Below are 22,896 nucleotides of genomic sequence, written 5' to 3'. Positions count from 1 at the left end.
AAGCTTGCTTAAAGAGATGGATAGTTGCTTTCATTGTATATGCTCGCGAAGCGGGCATATGACCATTGCTGAAAAATATTTCCACCTTCGCCTCTGCGAGTTCTTTCGAGAGTTGCGCATCTTGAAAGGCTGAGGGGAAGAATTTAGTAAAACACCATTTGGACTGCCGCGAACGAGGAAAAAACTTCTGCATCAGCGCTTATCGAAATCTTTTGACTGCGAAGGAGAGACATTCATGCCCATCAGATCTGATATGAATTTCACCGAACTGCTCTTTAAGATTGTAGGTCACCAGACAGGTGAGATCAGTAAGGTTACTTATAGTGCGCAGAAGCCGGCTTTTCCTCAGGGCCCTGTGGATGGAGAAAGTTTTCTTGAAGAGGCGCAGCCTGAGGCAGAGGGAGTAGCTTCGGAATGGCTGTGTGAGCTTCTGGAGAGGCTTGAAGCGTCTGAAGGCGCTGCTATGCACAAGATTATGGTGATGAGACATGGCAAGGTGATCATGAAGGCTGCGTTTGAGCCTTATGATCTGGATGAATGGCACATTGCCCATTCCATGTGCAAGTCTATTACGGGCATGGCCATAGGTATCCTTGAGTCTGAGGACAAGATCAGGCTGGGGGATAAGGTCCTGGACTATTTTCAGAAGGAGGCCGGCCTTGGTTCTGTGATGAGGCAGAGGGATATCACTATAGAGAATCTCCTGACCATGACCAGCGGCGTAAAGTTTAATGAGATAGGTGCTATTACAGGAGACGACTGGATCAAGGGATATCTGGATTCCGGACTTTCTTCCCCTCCCGGCAAAGAGTTTGACTATAATTCCATGAATTCCTACATGCTCTCAGCTATTGTTTCAAGGGTTACAGGAATGAGTCTTTTTGACTTTGTCAAAGAGCGTATATTTGAGCCCATGGGTATAAGGAGAGTATTTTGGGAGGCTGATCCTAAGGGCATTACCAAGGGAGGCTGGGGCCTCTTTATGCGCATAGAAGATATGTGCAAACTGGGCCAGTTATATCTAAACGGCGGTGCATGGAATGATCAGCAGATCGTGCCCAGGGACTGGGTGACTATCTCTTCAATGGAGCATGCCCGGACTGACGTGCCTCATGCTCCCTCTTATGGATATCAGCTATGGCGCATTGCCTGCAGGGAAGGTGCTTACAATTTCAATGGTATGCTTGGCCAGAATGTTTATATTTTCCCTGATGTGGATATGATAGTAGCCACCAATGCCAGCAATCCTGAATTATTTCAGCGAGGTGACATGGCTGATGTCATATATGATATGATGGAAAAGCTCCAGGTGGATGACAGTAGATCTGCCACCTGCAGCAGTGTTTCTTCAAGGCGCCTGCAGAATATCATAAGGCGCATAGAAGGAAGTGCCGGAGATATGCCCCTTATCAGGCACGGCGGCTGGAACAGAGGAATGAGAGAATACTCGCCTGACCTTATTGCTTATGAGAAGATCAGGAATCTTTCAGGCTCAGCTTATAGCCTTTTGGAGGGTGGGATTGGTATTTTCCCTCTTATGATCCAGATGGTGCACAATAATTTTACAGATGGTATAGGAGCTATATCTTTTGCGGGCAAAGACAGATCGGATATGGTCCTGGAGATCCATGAAGGCGACCAGATGTATCGGCTCCCTATTCTGAGAAATAAGAGTGAGAGAGTGCAGATCTGCATGCACGGCGAATACTACAATGTGGCTGTTAAGAGCAGGCTCTCCACTGACGAATACGGTAGAGTGGTCCTGATGCTAAGGCTCGTCTACACCGAAGAGGCTACAGAGCGTAGGATCAATATCTATTTGGGAAGTAAATACAAGGACGAGGATACTTCGGGCCTTGTAGCAAGGAGGGTGCCCACGGATATCGACATACATTTTAGCGAATATCCAGGCAACAATCTTCTCACAGGCAGTATGAAGAATGTATCCGCCTATAAGGGAAGTCTCCAGAGCAAGATCATAGGCATCCTGGAGGGCTATGGAGCGGGCAATGTCCTTTCCATGACCATGCATTATACTGTCAGTCCCAGGGTACATGGCGTGCTGATCACAGAAAATACTGAAAATACAGTTTCTGCAGAAGGATTAGATCTGGCTGATACGGAAACTGCAGCAGATATCGCTCATACAGATAATGATATAAATACATCAGATGCAGCAAATTCAGAGATGGATCGTGCCGGGCTGGATGGATAAAAAAATAAAAGAAATAGAAACAAAAAAGAAACGGAATTAAGTTAATGAATTTATTATCAATGAATGGCATCAGTCTGTCTCATACAGACAAGGTCCTCCTGGAAAATGTAAGCTTTGGAGTGGATGAAGGAGACAAAATCGGTATCATAGGCATCAACGGAAGCGGCAAATCATCCCTCCTTCGAATCATAGCCGGAGAGATAAAGCATTATGAAGGAGATATGGTAAAAGGTAATAATGTGGTGATATCATATCTGCCTCAGGATCCTGTATTTGATAAGGATCAGACCCTTCATGATTATGTGGTGACGGAGAACCAAAAATCTGAAGGGAGCCGGGACGAATATGAAATTGAGGAAAATAGAAGTCAGCTGGAAGTAGAAGCTGCAAAGATATTGCACCGGCTGGGTTTTGAAGATCAGACAGTGAGGGTGGGGACCTTGTCCGGAGGGCAAAAGAAAAAAGCAGCTCTTGCTGCCTGCCTCCTTAGAAAAGCCGATATATTGCTACTGGATGAGCCTACCAACCATCTGGATAATGCCATGAATGAATGGCTGCAGGATTATCTCTCTTCATATAAGGGAGCATTGGTAATGGTAACTCACGACAGGTATTTTCTGGACCTGACCTGCAACAGGATAGTAGAGGTGGAGGGGGGTGCCCTTTATAGCTATGACTGCAATTACGAGGGCTATCTACAGCTAAAACAGCAGAGGCTGGATATGGCACTTTCTACCCAGGACAAGCATGCCAACATCCTGCGCAAGGAGCTGGCCTGGATGCAGAGAGGCGCAAGGGCCAGATCCACCAAGCAAAAAGCCCATATTGGGCGCTTTGAAGCCTTGAGGGATGAAGAAAAGCTTGAGCTTACAAAAAGCGTTGAGATAAATGCTGTTTCATCCCGCCTTGGCAAGAAGACCATAGAGATAAATGCCATATCCAAAGCCTATGGAGATAGGGAGCTTATTAAGGATTTTACCTATACTTTTACAAGGGACGATAAGATAGGTATCCTGGGGCCTAACGGCTGCGGCAAGACTACCCTTATCAATATGATAAGCGGTAAGCTGCGCCCTGACAGCGGATATATAGAGACAGGCGACACTGTGGTATTGTCAGTCTATGAACAGCACTCAGATTCTATGAATGATGAGATGCGTGTCATAGATTATGTAAGGGACAAGGCAGAATATATAAGGACCGAGGATGGATATATATCTGCCAGTCAGATGTGTGAGAGATTTCTCTTTGACGGAACTCTTCAGTATCAAAAGATCGCAAAGCTCTCCGGAGGGGAAAAGAGGAGGCTGTATCTGTGCAGGATACTGATGGAAGCTCCCAATGTCCTTATACTGGATGAGCCCACAAATGATCTTGATATATCTACTTTGCAGATACTGGAGGATTATCTGGACAGCTATAAGGGTATACTCATCGTCATTTCCCATGACAGATATTTTCTGGATCGTACTGTCAGGCGTATGCTGACCTTTAATCCGGGGGGCGAAGTCAGGCTCTTTAACGGTTCATATACAGACTATTATACAGAGCGCAGAGAGAACGAGGCGCTTTCTGAGAGAGGCGCTATTGCAGTAGGCAGCTCAAAAACTTCTGATACAGCAGCTGCGGGTGAGAGCGGCAAAGATAAGCGTGGAAACGGCGACCAAAAGCACAGGGTCAAATTCAGCTACAACGAAGCAAGGGAATATGAGACAATAGAGGATGATATTGCTGCCGCTGAGGCCAAAGGGGCAAGGCTGGAAAAAGAGATAGCAGAGAATGCCTCTGATTACGGGAAGCTCAGGCAGCTGACCGAGCAAAAAGAGGCTAATGATGAAAAACTCGAGAAGCTCATGGAAAGGTATTTTTACCTTGAAGAAAAAGCTGCCATGATAAACGGATAATAGCAACATGTTCTCACGAAACACGCAGTAAATGCGTGTTTCTGAATGGTCATCTAATAATATATACCTATAGGATACATTTAATACTTACATCATAATTTGGAGGAAAATAATATGTCTAAAGTGTATGACAAGATTGAAAACTGCCTTGCAGCGGTAAGAAGAAAAACTGACTTTGTTCCGGAGGTTGCTCTTACTCTTGGTTCAGGACTGGGCAATTATGCTGAGAATATAAAGGTAGAATGTGAGATAGCATATTCAGAGATAGATGGTTTCCCCGTCTCTACAGTACCCGGACATGATGGCAGATTTATATTCGGTTATGTAGGTGAGACCAAAGTGGTATGCATGAAGGGCCGTGTCCACTATTACGAAGGATATGATATCAGTGATGTAGTGCTGCCTGCCAGACTTATGGCTGCTATGGGAGCCAAGGTCCTGTTTTTGACCAATGCCAGTGGCGGTATCAATTATAACTTCAGGGCAGGGGACCTTATGCTGATCACTGATCATATCAGCTGCTTTGCGCCCAATCCTCTTATCGGTCCCAATGATGACAGGCTGGGCACCAGATTCCCGGATATGAGCAGCGTATATGATGCAGAGCTCTCCAGTATCCTGAGAGAAACAGCTCTTGAGAATTCCATCAGCATGAAGGAAGGTATCTATTGCCAGCTTACAGGACCTTCTTTTGAAAGCCCTGCAGAGATCAGGATGCTCAGGACTCTCGGCGCAGATGCAGTAGGTATGAGCACTGTAGTGGAAGCTATCGCCGGCAGACATGTGGGCATGAGGATAGTAGGCGTATCCTGTGTATCAAATCAGGCAGCCGGCATGACAAATAACCCTCTCACTCATGAAGAGGTACAGATGGCAGCTGATATGACAGCGCCCAAGTTTAGCCTTTTGGTTACTGAGTCTATTAAGAAATTTCACGATTATCTGTGATAAGTCTATTTGATTTAAGGGGGAGAAGATGCAATACCGTTTTAAAAACGCCAGGATACTGACCATGGAAGAAGGGCGTCAGATATTTAAAGGGGAAGTATGGGTCAGTGATGACAAGATAAGCTTTGTAGGGACTGATAGTGAGGCAGAGCAGAGGCTTTCAGAGATAAGCTGCTCCTGGGACAGGGAGATTGACTGCGCAGGCGACCTTATCATGCCGGGCTTTAAGGATGCCCATACACACAGCGCCATGACTCTCATGCGTTCAAGGGCAGATGATCTGCCATTAGATGAATGGCTTAATAAGCAGATATTCCCTGTAGAAGCTCATATGACAGGGGAGGACTGCTATCATCTGACAAGGCTTGCTGTTCTGGAATATCTAACCAGTGGTATCACAGCTATATTTGAGATGTATCTGACTCCTGAGACTATAGCTGCTGCCTGCAGAGATACAGGTATGCGCTGCGTACAGACCGGCTGCTACAACAGCTTCATGCAGTCTGCTGAGCTGGTAGAAGATATGTACAATAAGCTTAATAGCCCGGAGGATCCTCTTAATACATATATCCTGGGCTTTCATGCAGAGTATACCTCGTCTCCTGAAGTAATAGACAAGATGGCAGCTCTGGCTCACAAGTATCAGGCGCCTGTCTATACCCATCTGGCTGAGACTGCAGCTGAGACCAAAGGCTGCGTAGAGCGTTATGGCATGAGCCCTGTGAAATATCTCTCTTCAAGAGGTATCTTTGACTACGGCGGAGGCGGATATCATATGGTCCATGTATCAGAGGATGATATGGAGATCATCAAGGAAAAAGGCCTCTATGTGGTCACAAACCCCGGATCCAACAGCAAACTGGCTTCCGGTATAGCTCCTATATCAGACTATATGAAGCATGATATACCTGTGGCTATAGGTACTGACGGCCCTGCGTCCAATAATGCGCTTGATATGTTCAGAGAGATGTTCCTGGTAACAGCCCTTGGCAAGCTTAGGGAAGAGGATGCCTCTGCCATAGATGCTATGGAAGTACTGAAAATGGCTACAGTAAACGGCGCACGCTCCATGGGCCTTGAGGACTGCGACTGCCTGGCAGAGGGCAAACAGGCTGACATGATCAGGATAGACCTGCATCAGCCCAATATGCAGCCTATTAATAATATTGCCAAAAATATCGTCTATTCAGGCTCAAAGCAGAATGTGAAAATGACCATGATCAGAGGCGTCATCAGGTATGAAGACGGGGTATTTAATATTGGTGACGACCCTGAGAATATATACAGGCAGGCTGAGCTCATCAAGGAAAGAATAGATAAGACTTTGGTCTGATGCATTATCTTAATTACAGAAAAAGGACAGATTTTTCATGCAGGTATATTTGACTATAATCGGAGTGGTGATACTACTCCTTATCATTACAGCTATGCTCGGCCGCAGAAACGAGATAAATGCTGAAAGGGAATTTCTTGCCAGGCTAAAGGCTCAAAGGGGCAAGGAACCCTCTGTGCCCATTTCAGAGGAACGCTTTAAAAGCCTTGGCGCTTATCATGAGCATCATAAGGGCTCTTATTATATTGATGATATTACCTGGAATGATCTGTCATTGGACGATCTCTACAAAAGAGTCTGCTATTGTCATTCCGGTGCAGGACAGGAGTACCTCTATCATCTTCTTAGAAGTCCTTCACAGACTGATGATTTTGAGGATTTTGAAGAAAAGATAGCTGTATTTAGCGCTGATCCTGATTTCAGGGATAGGGCGTCCCTGCTTTTTAAGAGAATAGGATCCGGGAAGAAATACTCTGTATATGACTATCTGGACAAGCTGGAAGAAGCAGCTGTCCCAGGAGTAGCAGGCTCTGTCATTGGCCTGGTGCTGCTGATACTGTCAGTGTTTGGCATGTTTATTAATTTTGGCCTTTTCTTTGTGCTGGCTATCATCATCCTGTCTTATCAGATCATCAGCTATTTTGCCGGTAAGAGTAAGATCGCTCCTTACCTTTCTACCTTTGGATATATTCTCAGGCTATTGGACGGAGGAGAGAGGCTTGTAAATTATAAGGATGAAAGACTATCCTTAATGGGCGAGAGCATCAGAGAAGACCTTGATAAGATGAAGGGCTTCAGGAAGGGCTCTTTTATCCTCATGACCTTTGAAGGTCTGACAGGAGGCGGAGACTTTATCAGCATACTCATCAATTATTTCTGCATGGTGACTCATGCTGATCTTATCAAGTTTAGTCTTATGTTCCGGGATGTGAGGCATAATTATGACAGGATCGATCATATGATCACTGTCATGGGAAGGATAGAGAGCTATATATCCATATCTTATTTTAGAGAATCCCTTAAACAGGGATATTGCATTCCGGTCTTTGATAATGGCGTTTTGCCTGCACACTCAGCTGATCATGCCGCTGATGCAAGGGACATGATCGCCGTTTCCTTTAAGGGAGAGGGTCTCTATCATCCATGCCTTAGAGACGCGGTAAAGAATTCCATTGATACTGACAAAGGGGTACTTATAACAGGCTCTAATGCTTCGGGCAAGTCTACTTTCCTAAAGACTGTTGCGGTAGCTGCCCTTATGGCTCAGTCACTTCATACTGTGACAGGAGACAGCTATCATGCTCCTGTATATAGGATATATTCATCAATGGCACTAAGAGATGATATGACAGGTGGTGACAGCTATTATATGGCTGAGATCAAGTCTTTATACAGGATATTGTCAGCTGCAAAGACTGATGGCCCCCGTATACTCTGCCTGGTGGATGAAGTACTTCGCGGTACCAATACGGTGGAGAGAATAGCAGCTTCTTCTGTTATATTAAAGAGCCTGATACATAGGAATATACAGTGTTTTGCTGCTACTCATGATATAGAGCTGACAGAACTTTTGGTTGACATATATGATAATTATCATTTCGAAGGCCTTTTTGAAGGAGATGATATCCGCTTTACTTACAAGATAGGCAGGGGCCCTGCTACCAACAGGAATGCCATAAGGCTCCTGGGAGAGGTGGGCTACGATGATGACATTGTAAAAGCTGCAGCTCTCATGGCAGAGAGCTTCCTTACAAAAGGCCGTTGGGAGATGATCTAAGGACTGATATGAAGAGAGTGATAATATATACGGATGGTGCCTGCAGGGGTAATCCTGACGGGCCGGGAGGATACGGCGCGGTGATCCTCTATACAGATAATATGGGTAAGACACATACCAAAGAGCTCAGCGCCGGCTATGACAGTACTACCAATAACCGCATGGAGATGATGGCGGTGATCAGTTCGCTGGAGTGTCTGAAATATCCATGCGAAGTAGAGCTGCATTCAGACTCAAGATATATAATCGATTCCATGACCAAGGGTTGGATCTACAACTGGATCAAAAAAGGCTGGAAGACCAGCTCGGGAGACCCTGTGAAGAACAGAGCGCTCTGGGAGAGAATGCTCCTCGCAGCAGGACCTCATAAGATAGAATGGCATTGGGTCAAGGGACATGCAGGCGAGCCGCTTAATGAAAAATGTGACTACCTGGCGACCAGTGCTGCTGATTCTGACCCGTCAGGCCTCTTACATGATGACGGCGGGGACCTTAAGTGATATCATAATATATAGAATATGATTATAAACCTGCCGGTATAAGACATCCATAATATGGGGGTGCCCTATGGATCTAAATGATATCTCTACAGGTACTGAAATTACTATCTACATCCAGATCATGAATGTGACCATTCAGGCTGTCTGCAATGCCATCGGTCCTCTGGGTGAAGGTCTTATTGTGACCCAGCCCAGGTACAGGGGAGTGCCCTTGAATCAGATGGAGCATTTCAGATTCAGTATTACCGACAGCTGGAATAATCGATATGATTTCCGCTGCGCTCTTATCCGTCCCGTTCAAAAATGGAATAATCGCTTTTATTACATGGAAGGCCTTGAGGGCATGGATATGTCCGAGCTGAGGCACGCGGCCAGATATCCCGTAGGTATAGAGGGCGTCGCCCATGTAGGTATGGAGGATGATGACAGAGTACTGATCTATGATATTTCCATGAGGGGATTTTCTATTGTTGCACTTCAAAGAGGTGCTTACAAACTTGGTGATACAGTAGAAGTTACCTTCAGAGACAATCCCAACCCCCATAGGATCACTATGCAAGGAGAAGTGGTCAGGATATTCGTAGTGGGAGATTTTGAGGCCTGCGGCTGCCATATTACCCAGATGGGTACTGATGTCATGTCTTTTATTACCCATGTCAAAGAAGTGTATGAGAAGAGAAAAAATGCCGGAAATATCTATGATGAGAATGCAGGCATGAGTGAAGCTTCGGAGAATGGTATATTTGGCGAGATCTATGACAGCAACAATGATTCAGATCATGAATATAGCCACAATAAACCTGCTCTTGCAAAGAGCCGCAAGGATATGTCCTTCCTGCTTAATCCTGCAAGCCGCGGCGGAGATGATAGTCCTAAGCGCCATGAAGAGACTCGTATACAGTCCGGGGACGTTGGCAAAACGCCTGCTTATTCAGACAGAAAGCCTGCGGTATTTACTCCTGTAAATATAGAGGATGAGTTTGATGATGACATACAGGAGCTGGAGGATCTGGATGAACTGTTAAGTTCCCAGAAAACTGATGCTCAAAAGGGATATACTGATACTCAGGGCAGGTATCATTTCTGATATAAAAATGCATTAACAAAAGCTTAATTGTACTGAATATTCTGAATATACAGACGATTTAACTTTGTGGCTAAAAGTGATTGACAATTATATTATGAATTGATAAAATGAATTCATAATAAACGAGGGAAAAACAATCGACGATGAAAGGATGGCATAAGCTTCATCCTAACAAACGATCGGATTGTAAGGTCATCGGAAATCAGAAAGAATGGCGCATGCTTCATTCAGACGAAGATTCCGTAAAAGGTGATCCCCGACAAAACAAAAGCGACGGCCGGACCGTCGCTTTTGTTTTGTCGGGGCATATAGAGAATAATCTGTAGCTATTCACGCTTGTACAATGATCATAATAGCGCTGCTACAGAAGATTATTTTCTGAAGTGAACATTCACTTCAAATGGTCGCTTTTGCTTATTCTTCAATCGCAGCCTTCAACACGCCCGTGAGAAAGTTGTCTGAACGGGCTGAAAGCCCGGAGTTATTTCGAGCGTGGCGTATTAAATGAAGGCTGTGATGAAGAATTTAGCAAAACACCATTTGTAGTGTTGCGAACGAGGGAAATAACTTCTGTAGAAGCGCAAGATGAACAGTTACTATTACTATTTAAATGAGGAGATATACATGCTTTCTTTTTATCTGTGCAGGGGAGATGATACTGTAGAGTCCATGCTTGAGAGGATCAACAAGGAGGATACAGATGGTATCAGATATGTATGCGACCCTGAAAAGGACAGATGCTATGTAGGTGATGAGAAATTTGCATCTGCTGTCAAGATCATAAACTATAAGAATACTTATTATGCTGTTAGCATTGCTGATGATAATACAGGCTCAAATGCCTGAACTACACATCATATTGGACCAGGGCTTTATCTAAGCTTATATATACTGAAAAATCGTAATTTTTCCAAAATAAGTGTTAAGTTCATTAATTGTTTTCCGATAATATATGTGACCATTGTTAATTTCATTATGAGGTGACAAGGATGGAAAGTAAAATACTGTTGGAAAATGGTACTAACGAACTGGAAGTACTTGAGTTCAAGATCGATGACCATTGCTATGGCATCAATGTAGCTAAGATCAAGGAAATAATCACTTATCAGGATGTAACACCGGTTCCTAATGCTCATCCCAGTATTGAAGGTATTTTTATGCCTCGTGATACTATGATCACGGCTATAGACCTTCGAAACTGCCTGCAGCGAGGCACATCCCAGCCCGGCGGTCTCTTCATCGTAACCAATTTTAACAAGCTGGATATAGCTTTTCATGTTGATTCGGTCATTGGTATCCACAGGGTATCCTGGGCCGATATCATTAAGCCTAATGCTACTATATCAACAGCTGAACAAAGTATTTCTACCGGTATAATCAAGTATGATGACAGACTGATCATCATTCTCGATTTTGAGAAGATCGTATCTGATATCAATCCCAATACCGGTCTGAATATGGACCAGCTCAAAGATATCGGAGAGCGTTCCAGACCGGATATCCCTATTGTTCTTGCAGAGGATTCACAGCTTCTGAACAAGCTTATCGTGGATGCTCTTAGTAAGGCAGGGTATACTAATGTCAAGAACTTTGAAAATGGCAAGCTTGCCTATGACTATATTACCGATCTCAAGGAAAAAGATAAACTGGACGAGGTTAAGTGTATCATTACCGACGTTGAGATGCCTATCATGGATGGGCACCGTCTGACCAAGCTTATCAAGACAGATGATAAGACCAAGAATATCCCGCTTATCATCTTCTCATCTCTTGTCAATGAGGAGATGAGGAGAAAGGGTGAATCCCTTGGTGCTGACAGACAGCTATCAAAGCCTGAGATAGGAAATCTGGTTTCCACCATTGATGAGCTTGTGGAATTGGAATGATAAAACATAATGAGAAGGGGCTACAAAAATAGCCCCTTTTTATTTTATCAAGTAATGTTGATCGGGATAGAAGCATTAGTACGGGGAGAGAGTATAGATGTCTGATAATAATCCTGTTTTACCCGCTAAAAAAAGTCTCGTTAAAAGATTTGTGCGTCTTTTTGTCGCCTTTGCTCTGGGAACTATAATCGTAACATCCACAATGACCTATTTGACTCAGACCAGGTCATATCATGAGGACTGCGTAGCTGATCTTAGGAAACTGACCACTCATCTTACAAGGCTTATTCAGAATGAGGAAGATGAGTTTATATGTCTTAAGCAGTACTTTCAGGAGCATCCTGAAAAAGTTCAGGTGCCCCTTGATTTTCGCAGTGAACTTCCCAAATTAGAAAAAAAATATAATGAGTATATGCAGGAGACTTATCCGGGCAAGGTGATCTGGCAGAATATTGATTATGTTGACCTGGATGAGGAAGGACGGCGGCTGTATGTAAATTACCGCTTTGCATACTGGTTTAAGATCTTCTTTGATGCTGTTGAAGAATTTGACCTGAGTTATGTTTATTTTATATATCCGGAAAATGAGCAGGATCACATAATGAACTACATGTTTGATCCTACTCTGGGAACAAAGACGTCAGAAGATGGCAGCGAGATACTGATCCTGGGCGACATTGTCTATGAGGATCCGGCTATCCATAAATATATGTGGGATGCATGGAACAGCGGCATCATTCAGGACGGCTTTGACTCACTTGATAATGAATACGGCCATGTCTATACCTACTGCGTTCCACTGATCATAAACGGCGAAAAGCTAGGCCTTGTTTGTTCTGAGATTAGTGTGGAATATGTTAATTCCGAGATATCCTCCAATGTGATAAAGCAGGGACTGGTGACAGCTCTGGTACTGATCATATTTACCTTCATACTCTATCTGCTGCTTAATAGTCAGATACTCCAGCGTATCATCAGGATTGAGAGAGGCGTGCGCAGTTATGCCGAGCAAAAAGACCCGGCTGTTGCAGGAGAGATATCAGCAAATGCCGGTGATGCTGATGAGATAGGGAGTCTGGCAGGAAGCTTTGCAGGTATGATCACAGAGCTGGAAGACCATATGATCAATCTTCAGCGGGTGACTGCTGAAAAAGAGAGGATCGATGCGGATCTTAGCATAGCCAGCAAGATACAGGCAGATATGCTTCCCAAGATATTTCCTCCTTTTCCTGAGAGAAAAGATATTGATATTTATGCCACAATGAATCCCGCAAAAGAAGTGGGCGGAGATTTCTATGATCTATTTCTGGTGGACGCGGATCATCTGGCACTTGTGATAGCTGATGTTTCAGGTAAGGGTGTACCTGCATCCCTCTTTATGGTCATCGCCAAGACCCTGATCAAGAACAGACTCCAGATGGGCGAAGCTCCTGCAGAAGCACTGGCTAATGTGAATAACCAGCTCTGTGAGGGCAATGATGCAGAGCTATTTGTAACAGTATGGGCAGTGGTGATAGATCTCAAGACTGGAGATGTTCGTGAAGTCAATGCGGGACATGAATATCCTGCATTCAAAAAGGCCGGAGGAGTTTTTGAACTGATAAAGACCAAGCATTCACCGGCTGTAGCTACTATAGAAGGCTTGTCATTCAGAGAGACTTTCTTCCATATGGATCCGGGAGATATGCTCTTTGTATATACTGACGGCGTGACTGAGGCCACCAACAAGGATATGGAGCTGTTTGGCGAAAAGAGGCTCTTAAAAGCTCTTAACGGGAATCTTGGAGCTGCACCCAAAGAGCTCCTGCCAGCTATTAAGAAGGAAATTGACGACTTTGTAGGTGAGGCTCCGCAGTTTGATGATATTACCATGCTTGCTTTCACGTACCTGGGGGAAGGTGAATAGATGACTAATTATGTACTTCGTATGGCAGAGCTGTGCAGGCAGCGCAATGATACTGTGAGATCCAGCTATGTCTATGGAGACATGGATCTGGACAATTTTGCCATGCTCCAGGCCCGTAAGGTGATGCATAACAGGAGACTCACTCCTCTTAGGGATTCTGCTGATCTTATAAATGCCGCAGCAGACCGGGCAGAATTCTTATTGGGGCGGGATATTATCCCCGGACTTAAAAAGAGCCTTGAAGAAAAGGTGATATGTACAGCGGATCACCACGGTTCTCTATATTGTGCCCAGTTTCTCCAGGGGGACTTTCTTTTTGCTCTGGTGATGGAGAAGCTTGGGATCACTGATTCACCCCTGCCTGTTCTTGGAGCAGGCCAGGTAGAGCTGGAAAATTCCACCTATTCCAGGGGGATATGCGCTTATTCGTCAGCGGATAAAAAGGAATTTATACCTGTTTTTCCGGCTAAATACAGTGTACAACTGGCATCCCATGCTGATCCCATATCCCGTGAGATGATAGATAGACTCCGTAAGCGCTTTGGAGATATAAGGGCTATTGATGAGATTGCTGCTGAAATATATGAAGATGAAGCTGTATTTAGTGCCCAGAGCTTCTCAGATCAGACGACCCTTATAGCAAAAAAGCTTATGGAGCGCCTTATAAGCCCCGGCGGCCCCTCCTTTGTCTATCTGGAAATGGAGAAAGTGATAGAGCCTATCCTTCTAGAAGAGCTATCTGACGATTCATCTCTTCTATATAGACTTATTTATGACAAAAGGCTTAGAGAGATAGCAGCTGCAACGCCTATGGCAGATGGACTCACAATATTGGATCTTATGTTTCGCTCAGTTGACGAGAAGGGCCGTAAGATCATGCTCAGTTTGTCAGGCGATATGCTTGTAGGCAGTGATTGGAGAAAAGAAAAGGTCACTTACAAAACAGATAAAGAAAAGCTGACAAGGCTTATAAAACAAAGAACTGTTTTGCCGGGAGTATTTACAGAGACCCTGCTCTTATTCTTTGAAAGAGGGATCAGTTGGATGGGCGGAATGTTTCAGGCCTCGTACCTTTCGGCCTGGCAAAAGAATCTGGCTGATCTGCTTGAAAAAGCCGGCTGCGAGAAGGAATCAGAGCTCATAAGAGCCTATGACTGCACAGGATATATATGCGGGCCTATGATGGCTCTTCACAAGGTGACAGATCATGCCACCCCTATGGGACCTGTGGAGATCTGGCCGGGGCCAATTGATTTTGACATCATCAGGAAGCTGGCAAAAGGTACATCTCTATGGGATGCCCATATGATAGGACTTTCTGAGATGTACTTTGATCTGACAAGCCGTGATGAGAGGGAAGATGACTGGTACAGGAAGATAGCAAAAGAGCTTTTCCTGGCTTATCCGGGGAATATGGTGACCTATGGACGAGAATAAAAATGCATGGGTAGAAATATCAAGTGAGGCTCTTTCTCATAATATAGAGCTGATTCGGACAAGGATTGGCAGCCATACAAAGCTCTGCGCTGTGATAAAGGGAAATGCCTATGGACATGGCCTGATAGGAGTCAAAAAAATACTGTCTGAGAATGATCTCTCAGACATGTGTGCTGTTGGCAAGATCAGTGAGATGCTGCGTGTATTCAGAAAAACAGAGGATGATGGCAAGGACGTGCTGTTATTGGGTATGGCAGAAGCTTGCGAAGTGGAAGCTATGCTCGGGAAGGTCCCAGACAGATCCCGGAGAGCCGTATTTTCTGTTTATAATATCCGTCATTTTAACGAGTTAAATGAGCTGGGGATCCGCTTGAATATCAGGATCAGAGTGCACATAAGAGTGGATATCTGGGACTCCGGCATGGGGCTTGGCTATGGATATTTCAGAGAACACGAGGATGAGCTCTTTGCTGCAGAGGGCCTTGATATATGCGGCTTGTACGGACATCTCTATTCTGCATATTACGAGGACAGGGGGGTTACAAGAAGAGAGCTTGAGGCCTTTGATGAGCTGGTAAAGAGCATCAGGCCTGAGCATAGGAAGAGGCTTATTGTTCATGTAATGAATTCCTCGCTTATCTTTTCTTTTCCTGAATATACCTACGATATGGTTAGAGCCGGCACTGCTATCTATGGGCTGCCCTGCGGGGATGAGGGGCTTCTTAAGCCTGTCATGAAAGTATGCGCCAGGATATTTGATGTAAGAAAGATAGATGCAGCAACCCCTTTGACTTATCAGCCTGTGGACAAGAGGCTGGGTAAGAGGAAGATAGCAAGGGCTATGATAGGCTATTGTGATTGTCCTATTTTGCTGACTCGGGGGGATGTACGCATCATGATCCATGGCAGGATATATCCTCAGGCTGACGAGTGCTGTATGGACAATCTCTGCATAGATGTTACAGGGAGCGATGATGTGACAGAAGGAGACATTGCTGTGCTCCTGGGAGAGAGCGGCGTCAGGGCAGAAGATGTAGTCATCAATAATCATATGGCTATGCTGCACGCTGACTGGTTGTGCTATACCGCAGAAAGATTGGATAAGGTGTATAAATGAAAAATGGAAGGCGCCCCAATATCAAAGCTATAATAAGGAGCATAGGAGCTCTGATCCTGCTTACAGTTGTCATAGCATCTGCAAGTGCTGAGGCTGCTGCTCCCATGTCTTCTTTGGGTGAATATCCTGCAGAACCTTCCCTGGAAAAGGGCGCTCAGCGAAAGCGGCTTTGCGTAGTATCCTATGACGAATATATACCCTTTAGCAAGCAGCTGTATTATATCCTTGCAGGTCTTGAGAAGCTGGGCTGGATTACAGAGGGGAGCCTTCCTTTTGATGCAGAGAGCATAGAAAAAGACAAACTGTATGTGGCGGAACTCTATCACAGTCTGGAGGAAGCAGATCTTGGGCCTTATCTGGAATTTGCGCCCGGAGCATGCTACTACCTTGCCTATGAGGATGAAGAAAGCATCGCTTCCGATCTGAAAAAGAGGGCTGCAAATAAAGATATTGATCTCATTATCACCACCGGCACCAGTGCCGGAGTCTTTGTCAAAAACCTGGGTCTAAAGGTCCCTATGGTGGACTATTCTGCTACGGATCCTGTGAGCTCAGGAATCATAGCTTCTGCTAATGAGGGAACAGGCAGCCCTTATGTATGGGCTCAGGTTGAACCCTCTCTCCCCCTTAGACAGCTGAAATATTATCATTCAATAAAACCCTTTAATAATCTTGGAGTGATCATATACGGGGATGAGACTATATCCGGGGTGCCCGATATTGAGACATCTGCTGCAGAGATTGGCTTTGATATCGTTAAATACAATATCGAGGAGCAGCCCAGAGAGAGCAGGCAGGACAAGGAAGCTTATTATGAGCTGGTAGAAGATAAGTTTGAGGAAATGTCTGCAGAAAATATAGATGCCTTCTTCCTGACGGTGGATCTGATCAATGATATGGAATACCTAAGGCCCTGCCTGGACCATTTGTATGCCAGGGATATCCCGGTGTATCTCATGGATGATGTGTCAGTGGTGGAAGCGGGAGCTTTGATGCTGATATCTGCCAATGATATGGAAAATGTAGGGCATTTCGTGGCAGATGTGATCGCCAGGATCTTAAACGGAAGCGATGCAGGGAGCCTTCCCTGTGTATATACCAGCGCGCCAAGTATATATGTAAATTATGATGTTGCCAGGGAAATAGATTATCCTTTGTCTTTTGAATTTTTGTCAGTTTGCGACAGGATCTTTACAGCGAAAAGGAATAAGCCATGAAAAAAGAAAAAGATACCTGGATATATCTGCTTATACTTATAATAATGGCTGCCTTGTCCATATCCTTTGTCTCATTTATGGGGTATCTTAACTACCGTTCTTCAGCAATGGATCTGGAAGAACAGGCTATAGAGAGGATTGAGCAGGATAATGTAGCTGATCTGGAGACGGCCATAGGTTTTGGTAAGAGCTTCTACAATTACTATGGTATGGAAGACGTCTTTGAGTCTTTTACCAGGCAGATTAGGGAAGCAGAGCCCTTTATCCTTGGGGCAGACGGACAAGTCCTATATGGCGGATCGGACAGTGTTCATTCCTTTATATCCGGCAGAGAATTTGATAAGAGCTTTGGAAAAGAAGAATTTACTGAAGGCGGCATTATCAAAAAGGGTCACCTTGAGATGATACTAACCCCTATTCATCAGGATCAGGATGTAATAGGATATTTTGCATGCCTATATTCTACCTATGCCTTTGACGAAGGCTTTTTGGGAGTCAGAAGAGATATAGCTGTCGTTGGCGGTATCATATTCCTTGCAGAGAGCCTTGTCCTGGCGCTGTTTGTATGGGTAATAAGTGATGAAAAGTGGAAAACGGGTCACAGAAGGAGTCTGGACCGTGCCATTGAAAAGGTATCTACAGTCATAATAATGGGTCTGTCTATCATGATCCTATCGGGCCTTTCCATCTATCGTTTTCAGGTGGATTATATGGACAAAATGGAGGCTTCGGTGGAGCTGTCTCTGCACAATCTTGAAGATACCATGCGAAGAGTTCAGGATCAGGGCGTGGATCTAAGGGAGGTAGACGACCTGAGATCCTATGTAGAAGAAAGGGTATCTTCCCTCAGGATGCTGAGCTCTGTCCGTATATCGGATCATATAGCAGAAGTCAGGACTACTGATGAGAGCTCCAATCTCTTGTCCTATGAGATAGGAATCAATGAAGATGATAAAAGCATGCTCTATCTGGAAGCTGAGCTGTCTACAAGAGCGGTGAGCAGAGAGATGAGGAATATTATCCTCATTCTTTTGTCTACCATGATCATACTCATGATCTTTGTGGTGGAGCTTAATAATCTCACGGATCTGCTGCTTGCCAAAATGAGTGGCAGGGGGAGCAAAGAAGAGGCCTTTTCTGAAAAGCAGGTGGGCACCGCGCTTCGATTTACAGGCTTTTTGTGTTCCACCGCAGAATATATGTGTGTGCCTTATGCTGCCATGCTCATAAGAGACAGTGGTGAAGCCTTATTTGGCTTGTCAGTAGGTATGACTGCAGCTCTTCCCCTTACACTTGAAGGCGTCATGCAGATGGTAGCAATGCTATGTCTTCCCCGTTTTGTGAAGAAATATAATGTAAGAGTGATGCTCCTTTTGGCATCTGTGATGATGATCATATGCAATCTCACGGCCTTTGTTATGGGCGGAGCGCTGGTAATAGTGATCTGCAGAGCTCTTGCAGGTATAGCTTATGCAGGTTTTAAGCAGGTATCTAATTATCTGATCACCAAGGGATATGAGACTGAGACAGGCAGAAGCAATAATATTTCCCAGGATAATGCAGGCCTTCTTGCAGGAGCTACATGCGGCGCAGGTCTTGGCGCTATCCTTTCTGCTAATTCAGGCTATGCTATAACATTTATCTTTTCTGCAGCTCTATTTATATTCTATCTCCTGGCCGCTTTCTTCCTCCTGCCCTGGAGGGCAATGAGGAGTAAAGAGCTATCTTCCTTAGAAGAAGAGAGGCCAATAAGGATGGGAGATATAGCCAAAATGATAGTGTCCGGAGAGATGCTCTTTTATATTCTGGTAATAGGTATCCCCCTCAATATCGGAGTCATGCTCTGTGTGACACTTATACCTGCAATATGTCAGACAAACGGCATCTCTTCAGTAATGCTCAGCTATTGCTACATTGCCAATGGGATAGCAGGTATATATATCGGGCCATTTCTGGTATCCAGAGCCAAAAGAACTTTTGGAGTGCCCATCAGCATAGCCTTTGCCTTTGGGCTGACTGCAGTGAGCATATTTGTACTGCGCCTTCCGCCCCTGGCCCTTATGATAGTGATCACCAGTATGATCCTGGGCTTTTTGGACGGCTTTGCTACACCTATGTGTACCGATCAGTTTATGGAGCTTGGAGTGGTAAAGAATGCTGTGGATGAGTCATCAGCTCTTATCTTCTCGGTGGTGATCTCATATGTGCTGATCACTATATCACCTGTGATAGCAGAGCTGATGCTCCTGCCTGACAGGGGCTTATTATCCCCTATGATGATAGGGGCAGCGCTGTATATGCTGGCTGCCCTATTGGTATTCCTTTTCCGCAGACACAAAAGAACCAGCATCTAATAACACATACATTCTTGGATAAAATATCCAAGAATGTATGCAAATAGGCCATTTGAGAGCGGCTAGGGCCGCTGGGCCTATTTGCCAGCAACATGTTCTCACGAAACACGCAGTAAATGCGTGTTTCTGAAGCTTCATCTAGTAACATATCATTTGATAGTGACTTCAATATATACAGGATTGTGATCGCTGTTTTCAAAGTCCAGATCTATGGTCTCATATTTATCTATCTGCAGATTGTCAGATACTATAAAGCCGTCAAGCATATAATACTGAAAATCAGAGGGTGAACCGCCTGGATATGGCTTGTCCAGAGACCTGCAGGTAGGAGTGCTGTTGTCCATGACCAGATTGAAATGCTCACCAAAGGATTCGGCATCCAGCTGACCGCATAGCCATAGACTCTCGTCTGTGAGAGGATAAGCTGATGTATCAATATTGGAGAAGCTCTGATTAAAGTCGCCTGCTGCTACGATATAATTACCCTTTTTGTATTCGGCTTTAAGGAAGTCTGATAGCACCTTGGTCTGAGCTATCTTGCCTTCGCCGCTGTCATAGGCTTCAAGATGGATATTGACCAGAACCCATTCTTTATCACTGTCTTCTATGGGAACACGGTTGACTTCGATACATCTCTTAAGATTGACAGTGCGCAGGGGCCATGAGAAGGGGCAGGGAAGAGCGATCCTCTCAGCATTGTCTATATGATAGGAGGACAGTGTGAAGAGTCCCGCATCCACTTTGCCAATAGGGGGAAGGGGCACGGGCACATAGAAGCACTTGTAATTGGGAGAGTATACACTTTCTGCTCCATCAACTACTGCGCTTATCTTTTGAGTCTCATCAATATGAAAGCTCCTGGAGCTGTTCTTATCAGTCTCCTGCAGGTAGCATACATCTGCAGCGCTTTCTTTGATAAAGGCGCCGATCTTCTCAAGATTATTTTCTACTTCCTCTTTGCTCTCGGGGCCTGTATTCTTACCACCATCCAAAAAGAAGTCCTCATTGGCAGACAGACCACCATATCCTATATTCCAGGACAGGACACTAAGAGTATTTTTGTCTGCAGGGTATGGCGCGGCAGAGCCCGATATTTCCAGCTCTTCAAAATCCTTTGGACGATATTCGGCCAGTGTATATACCAGTAAGAAGACAAATACAAGAACCAGTATAATTGCAAGGATCTTGCAGGGGAGCTTAAGAGGGGATTTTTTGCCTTTGGAGCTTGAGGGTGTGTTAGTATTCTTATTCACTCTGTATACCTGCCTTATTTTGTCTAATAATACATATATATAATTTTACTATAAATATAGATAAAGTCGTATTATTTTATCGGAGAATATGCTTTATAAGCTTAATGGATATTAATGGTATAGTATATGTTATTAGACGAACCTTCAGAAACACGCATTTACTGCGTGTTTCGTGAGAAAATGAAGCTAGCAAATAGGCCCAGCGGCCCTAGCCGCTCTCAAATGGCCTATTTGCATACATTCTTGGATGTTTTATCCAAGAATGTATGTATTATTAGACGAGCCTTCAGAAACACGCATTTACTGCGTGTTTCGTGAGAAAATGAAGCTAGCAAATAGGCCCAGCGGCCCTAGCCGCTCTCAAATGGCCTATTTGCATACATTCTTGGATGTTTTATCCAAGAATGTATGTATTATTAGACGAGCCTTCAGAAACACGCATTTACTGCGTGTTTCGTGAGAAAATGAAGCTAGCCAATTGGGCCAGCGGCTTTAGCTGCTTATAAATGGCCTATTTGCATACATTCTTGGATGTTTTATCCAAGAATGTATGGTTATGAACTAATATTTCAGGAAGGATAAGTATATGAATGGTAATGATATAGCCGCTAAGGATATGAGAGTCAGGATTAAGTCTGCTATAGAAGAGAGCAGCAAGATCCTGGTGGGGATAGGTGATGAGTGGAGGATAAGTGATGAATATATGTCAGATGATCCTATATATGGTCCTGCATATATTAAAGCTGGGAAAATGGCAGATCAGATGCTGATGTCAGCCCTAATCTACCATAAGCTGAGGAAATGCAAAGATCCCAGGATTGAAGCGCTTGAGAAGCTAAAAGATATACTAAAAGGCAAAGATTATTTTGTGATATCATCCCTCTATGACAGCTCCGAGCAGGTATATAATTTATTCGGAGAGTATAGTGTTTTTCCTTTTGGTACAATGGCCAAAATGCAGGCAAAGACTGATTCTCAGGGAGAGATCACCATCTCGGAAGGATCCAAGATCTTATCAGAGATCATGAAAGATATTGATGCTCTTCTAAATAAAGAGCTATCCATAGCCGAAATACAAAGGAGAATAGCAAAGTCCGGTCTTGTATTTAACCAGAAACGAGCTGACATGAGGGATACAGCCTACAACGAAAATGGCTATCTGACTGCATGGCAGAGATACCAGGATTTTATTTCATCTACCATGGGCAAGGATCTCCTTATCCTGGAACTTGGCGTATCTCTGGATAATCCGGGCGTTATCCGCTTTCCTTTCGAGAAGATGGCTTACTATAACAATAAGGCATATCTTGTTCGTATTAACGAAAGGCTTTTCCAGGTTAGCAAAGAAATATCCGATAAAGCGTTATCCGTGTCGGATAACTCATATAGTTTTATTATGGAGCTCTAATAACGGTATGGTGGGATGGGAGCAGATGATACAAAGAGGCAGGGCCAAGTTAATAGCGAAGAGAATATACTGGATGAGATAAGTGATATTCTGGGTAAACTGGACCGCGGTGAGATCCTGGATGCGGCAACCGGTATGAAGGCTCGCGAGTATATGTCTGCTGTTAAAAGCTCTCAGGGTATACCTGAATATACTGTGGGAGAAGAAAATCCGTCTTTCTTTGATGACAAGGATGAAGAGGAAGAAGACCTTGATGCTAAGATCGCAGAGGCAGAGGCTCTTTTGGAAAAAATAGAAAATGGCGAAGATACAAGTGTAGACTCGGCGGAGGATGTGACGGCAGTGGCTGATAACAACACACCGGTAACACCGGCTGCAGATGCAGATCCCAATAAGAAATTATCGCCGGAAGAAATTGCGGCGCTCTTTGCCAGCGCAGGTGCTGATCAGGCTCCTGCGCCTGAAGCTGCGCCCGAACCAGAGCCCGAACCTGAGCCTGCTCCGGCAGCGGATGCAGATCCAAACAAGAAGCTGTCTCCTGATGAGATAGCAGC

General features: G+C 44.5%; 16 protein-coding genes and 1 pseudogene. 16 read left to right on the top strand and 1 reads right to left on the bottom strand.

The window, feature by feature from the left end:
- The first annotated feature begins 235 nt into the window (after nucleotides 1-235).
- The 14 genes from G636_RS19000 to G636_RS0115880 all read left to right on the top strand — a co-directional run bounded on the left by G636_RS19000 (nucleotide 236) and on the right by G636_RS0115880 (nucleotide 19,681).
- Entirely contained in the window at nucleotides 236-2,215 is a 1,980-nt protein-coding gene (locus G636_RS19000; protein WP_051227084.1) for a serine hydrolase domain-containing protein, read from the top strand.
- A gap of 44 nt (nucleotides 2,216-2,259) precedes the next feature.
- Nucleotides 2,260-4,119, top strand: a complete 1,860-nt coding sequence (locus tag G636_RS0115945; RefSeq protein ID WP_026508872.1) for an ABC-F family ATP-binding cassette domain-containing protein — start codon at nucleotides 2,260-2,262, stop codon at nucleotides 4,117-4,119.
- Between the two features lie 114 nt (nucleotides 4,120-4,233).
- Complete coding sequence (locus tag G636_RS0115940; protein WP_026508871.1) at nucleotides 4,234-5,067, top strand: purine-nucleoside phosphorylase; 834 nt, start codon at nucleotides 4,234-4,236, stop codon at nucleotides 5,065-5,067.
- Between the two features lie 28 nt (nucleotides 5,068-5,095).
- On the top strand, nucleotides 5,096-6,400 hold the full coding sequence (locus G636_RS0115935; RefSeq protein WP_026508870.1) for an amidohydrolase family protein: 1,305 nt from the start codon (nucleotides 5,096-5,098) through the stop codon (nucleotides 6,398-6,400).
- Nucleotides 6,401-6,437: 37 nt separating this feature from the next.
- Entirely contained in the window at nucleotides 6,438-8,177 is a 1,740-nt protein-coding gene (locus G636_RS18995; RefSeq protein WP_051227083.1) for a MutS-related protein, read from the top strand.
- An 8-nt stretch (nucleotides 8,178-8,185) separates the two neighbouring features.
- The gene (gene rnhA / locus G636_RS0115925; RefSeq protein ID WP_026508869.1) at nucleotides 8,186-8,677 is read left to right on the top strand and encodes a ribonuclease HI; all 492 of its coding nucleotides are present in this window, start codon (nucleotides 8,186-8,188) and stop codon (nucleotides 8,675-8,677) included.
- A gap of 67 nt (nucleotides 8,678-8,744) precedes the next feature.
- The gene (locus tag G636_RS0115920; RefSeq protein ID WP_026508868.1) at nucleotides 8,745-9,764 is read left to right on the top strand and encodes a PilZ domain-containing protein; all 1,020 of its coding nucleotides are present in this window, start codon (nucleotides 8,745-8,747) and stop codon (nucleotides 9,762-9,764) included.
- A 585-nt stretch (nucleotides 9,765-10,349) separates the two neighbouring features.
- Nucleotides 10,350-10,610, top strand: a complete 261-nt coding sequence (locus G636_RS0115910; RefSeq protein WP_155832423.1) for a hypothetical protein — start codon at nucleotides 10,350-10,352, stop codon at nucleotides 10,608-10,610.
- 143 nt (nucleotides 10,611-10,753) lie between these two features.
- Nucleotides 10,754-11,650, top strand: coding sequence for a chemotaxis protein (locus tag G636_RS0115905; protein ID WP_026508865.1), 897 nt, complete (start codon nucleotides 10,754-10,756; stop codon nucleotides 11,648-11,650).
- Between the two features lie 97 nt (nucleotides 11,651-11,747).
- Nucleotides 11,748-13,556, top strand: a complete 1,809-nt coding sequence (locus tag G636_RS18990) for a PP2C family protein-serine/threonine phosphatase (protein WP_051227082.1) — start codon at nucleotides 11,748-11,750, stop codon at nucleotides 13,554-13,556.
- On the top strand, nucleotides 13,557-14,993 hold the full coding sequence (locus tag G636_RS0115895; protein WP_026508864.1) for a hypothetical protein: 1,437 nt from the start codon (nucleotides 13,557-13,559) through the stop codon (nucleotides 14,991-14,993).
- Nucleotides 14,980-16,110 carry an alanine racemase gene (locus tag G636_RS0115890; RefSeq protein ID WP_026508863.1) on the top strand — a complete coding sequence of 377 codons (1,131 nt, stop codon included), beginning with the start codon at nucleotides 14,980-14,982 and terminating at the stop codon, nucleotides 16,108-16,110. Before G636_RS0115895 ends, G636_RS0115890 begins: the two co-directional genes overlap by 14 nt.
- On the top strand, nucleotides 16,107-17,327 hold the full coding sequence (locus G636_RS0115885) for a hypothetical protein (protein ID WP_026508862.1): 1,221 nt from the start codon (nucleotides 16,107-16,109) through the stop codon (nucleotides 17,325-17,327). Before G636_RS0115890 ends, G636_RS0115885 begins: the two co-directional genes overlap by 4 nt.
- The gene (locus G636_RS0115880; RefSeq protein WP_026508861.1) at nucleotides 17,324-19,681 is read left to right on the top strand and encodes an MFS transporter; all 2,358 of its coding nucleotides are present in this window, start codon (nucleotides 17,324-17,326) and stop codon (nucleotides 19,679-19,681) included. The genes G636_RS0115885 and G636_RS0115880 overlap by 4 nt, the downstream gene beginning before the upstream one ends.
- A gap of 149 nt (nucleotides 19,682-19,830) precedes the next feature.
- Here G636_RS0115880 and G636_RS0115875 read toward each other — a convergent pair whose 3' ends face one another.
- Nucleotides 19,831-20,934, bottom strand: coding sequence for an endonuclease/exonuclease/phosphatase family protein (locus tag G636_RS0115875; protein ID WP_051227081.1), 1,104 nt, complete (start codon nucleotides 20,932-20,934; stop codon nucleotides 19,831-19,833).
- Between the two features lie 586 nt (nucleotides 20,935-21,520).
- On the opposite strand from G636_RS0115875, the gene G636_RS19800 reads away from it, so the two are divergent.
- Together G636_RS19800 and G636_RS20695 are read left to right on the top strand one after the other, a co-directional pair.
- Nucleotides 21,521-22,342 carry a hypothetical protein gene (locus tag G636_RS19800; RefSeq protein ID WP_026508859.1) on the top strand — a complete coding sequence of 274 codons (822 nt, stop codon included), beginning with the start codon at nucleotides 21,521-21,523 and terminating at the stop codon, nucleotides 22,340-22,342.
- Between the two features lie 15 nt (nucleotides 22,343-22,357).
- A pseudogene (locus G636_RS20695) lies at nucleotides 22,358-22,896 on the top strand (hypothetical protein); the annotation flags it as partial.

Source organism: Butyrivibrio sp. MC2013 (genome assembly GCF_000424585.1).
Lineage (GTDB): Bacteria > Bacillota > Clostridia > Lachnospirales > Lachnospiraceae > Butyrivibrio.
Note: the sequence above shows the minus strand (reverse complement) of the source record. Positions and strands in the feature narration are given on the sequence as shown.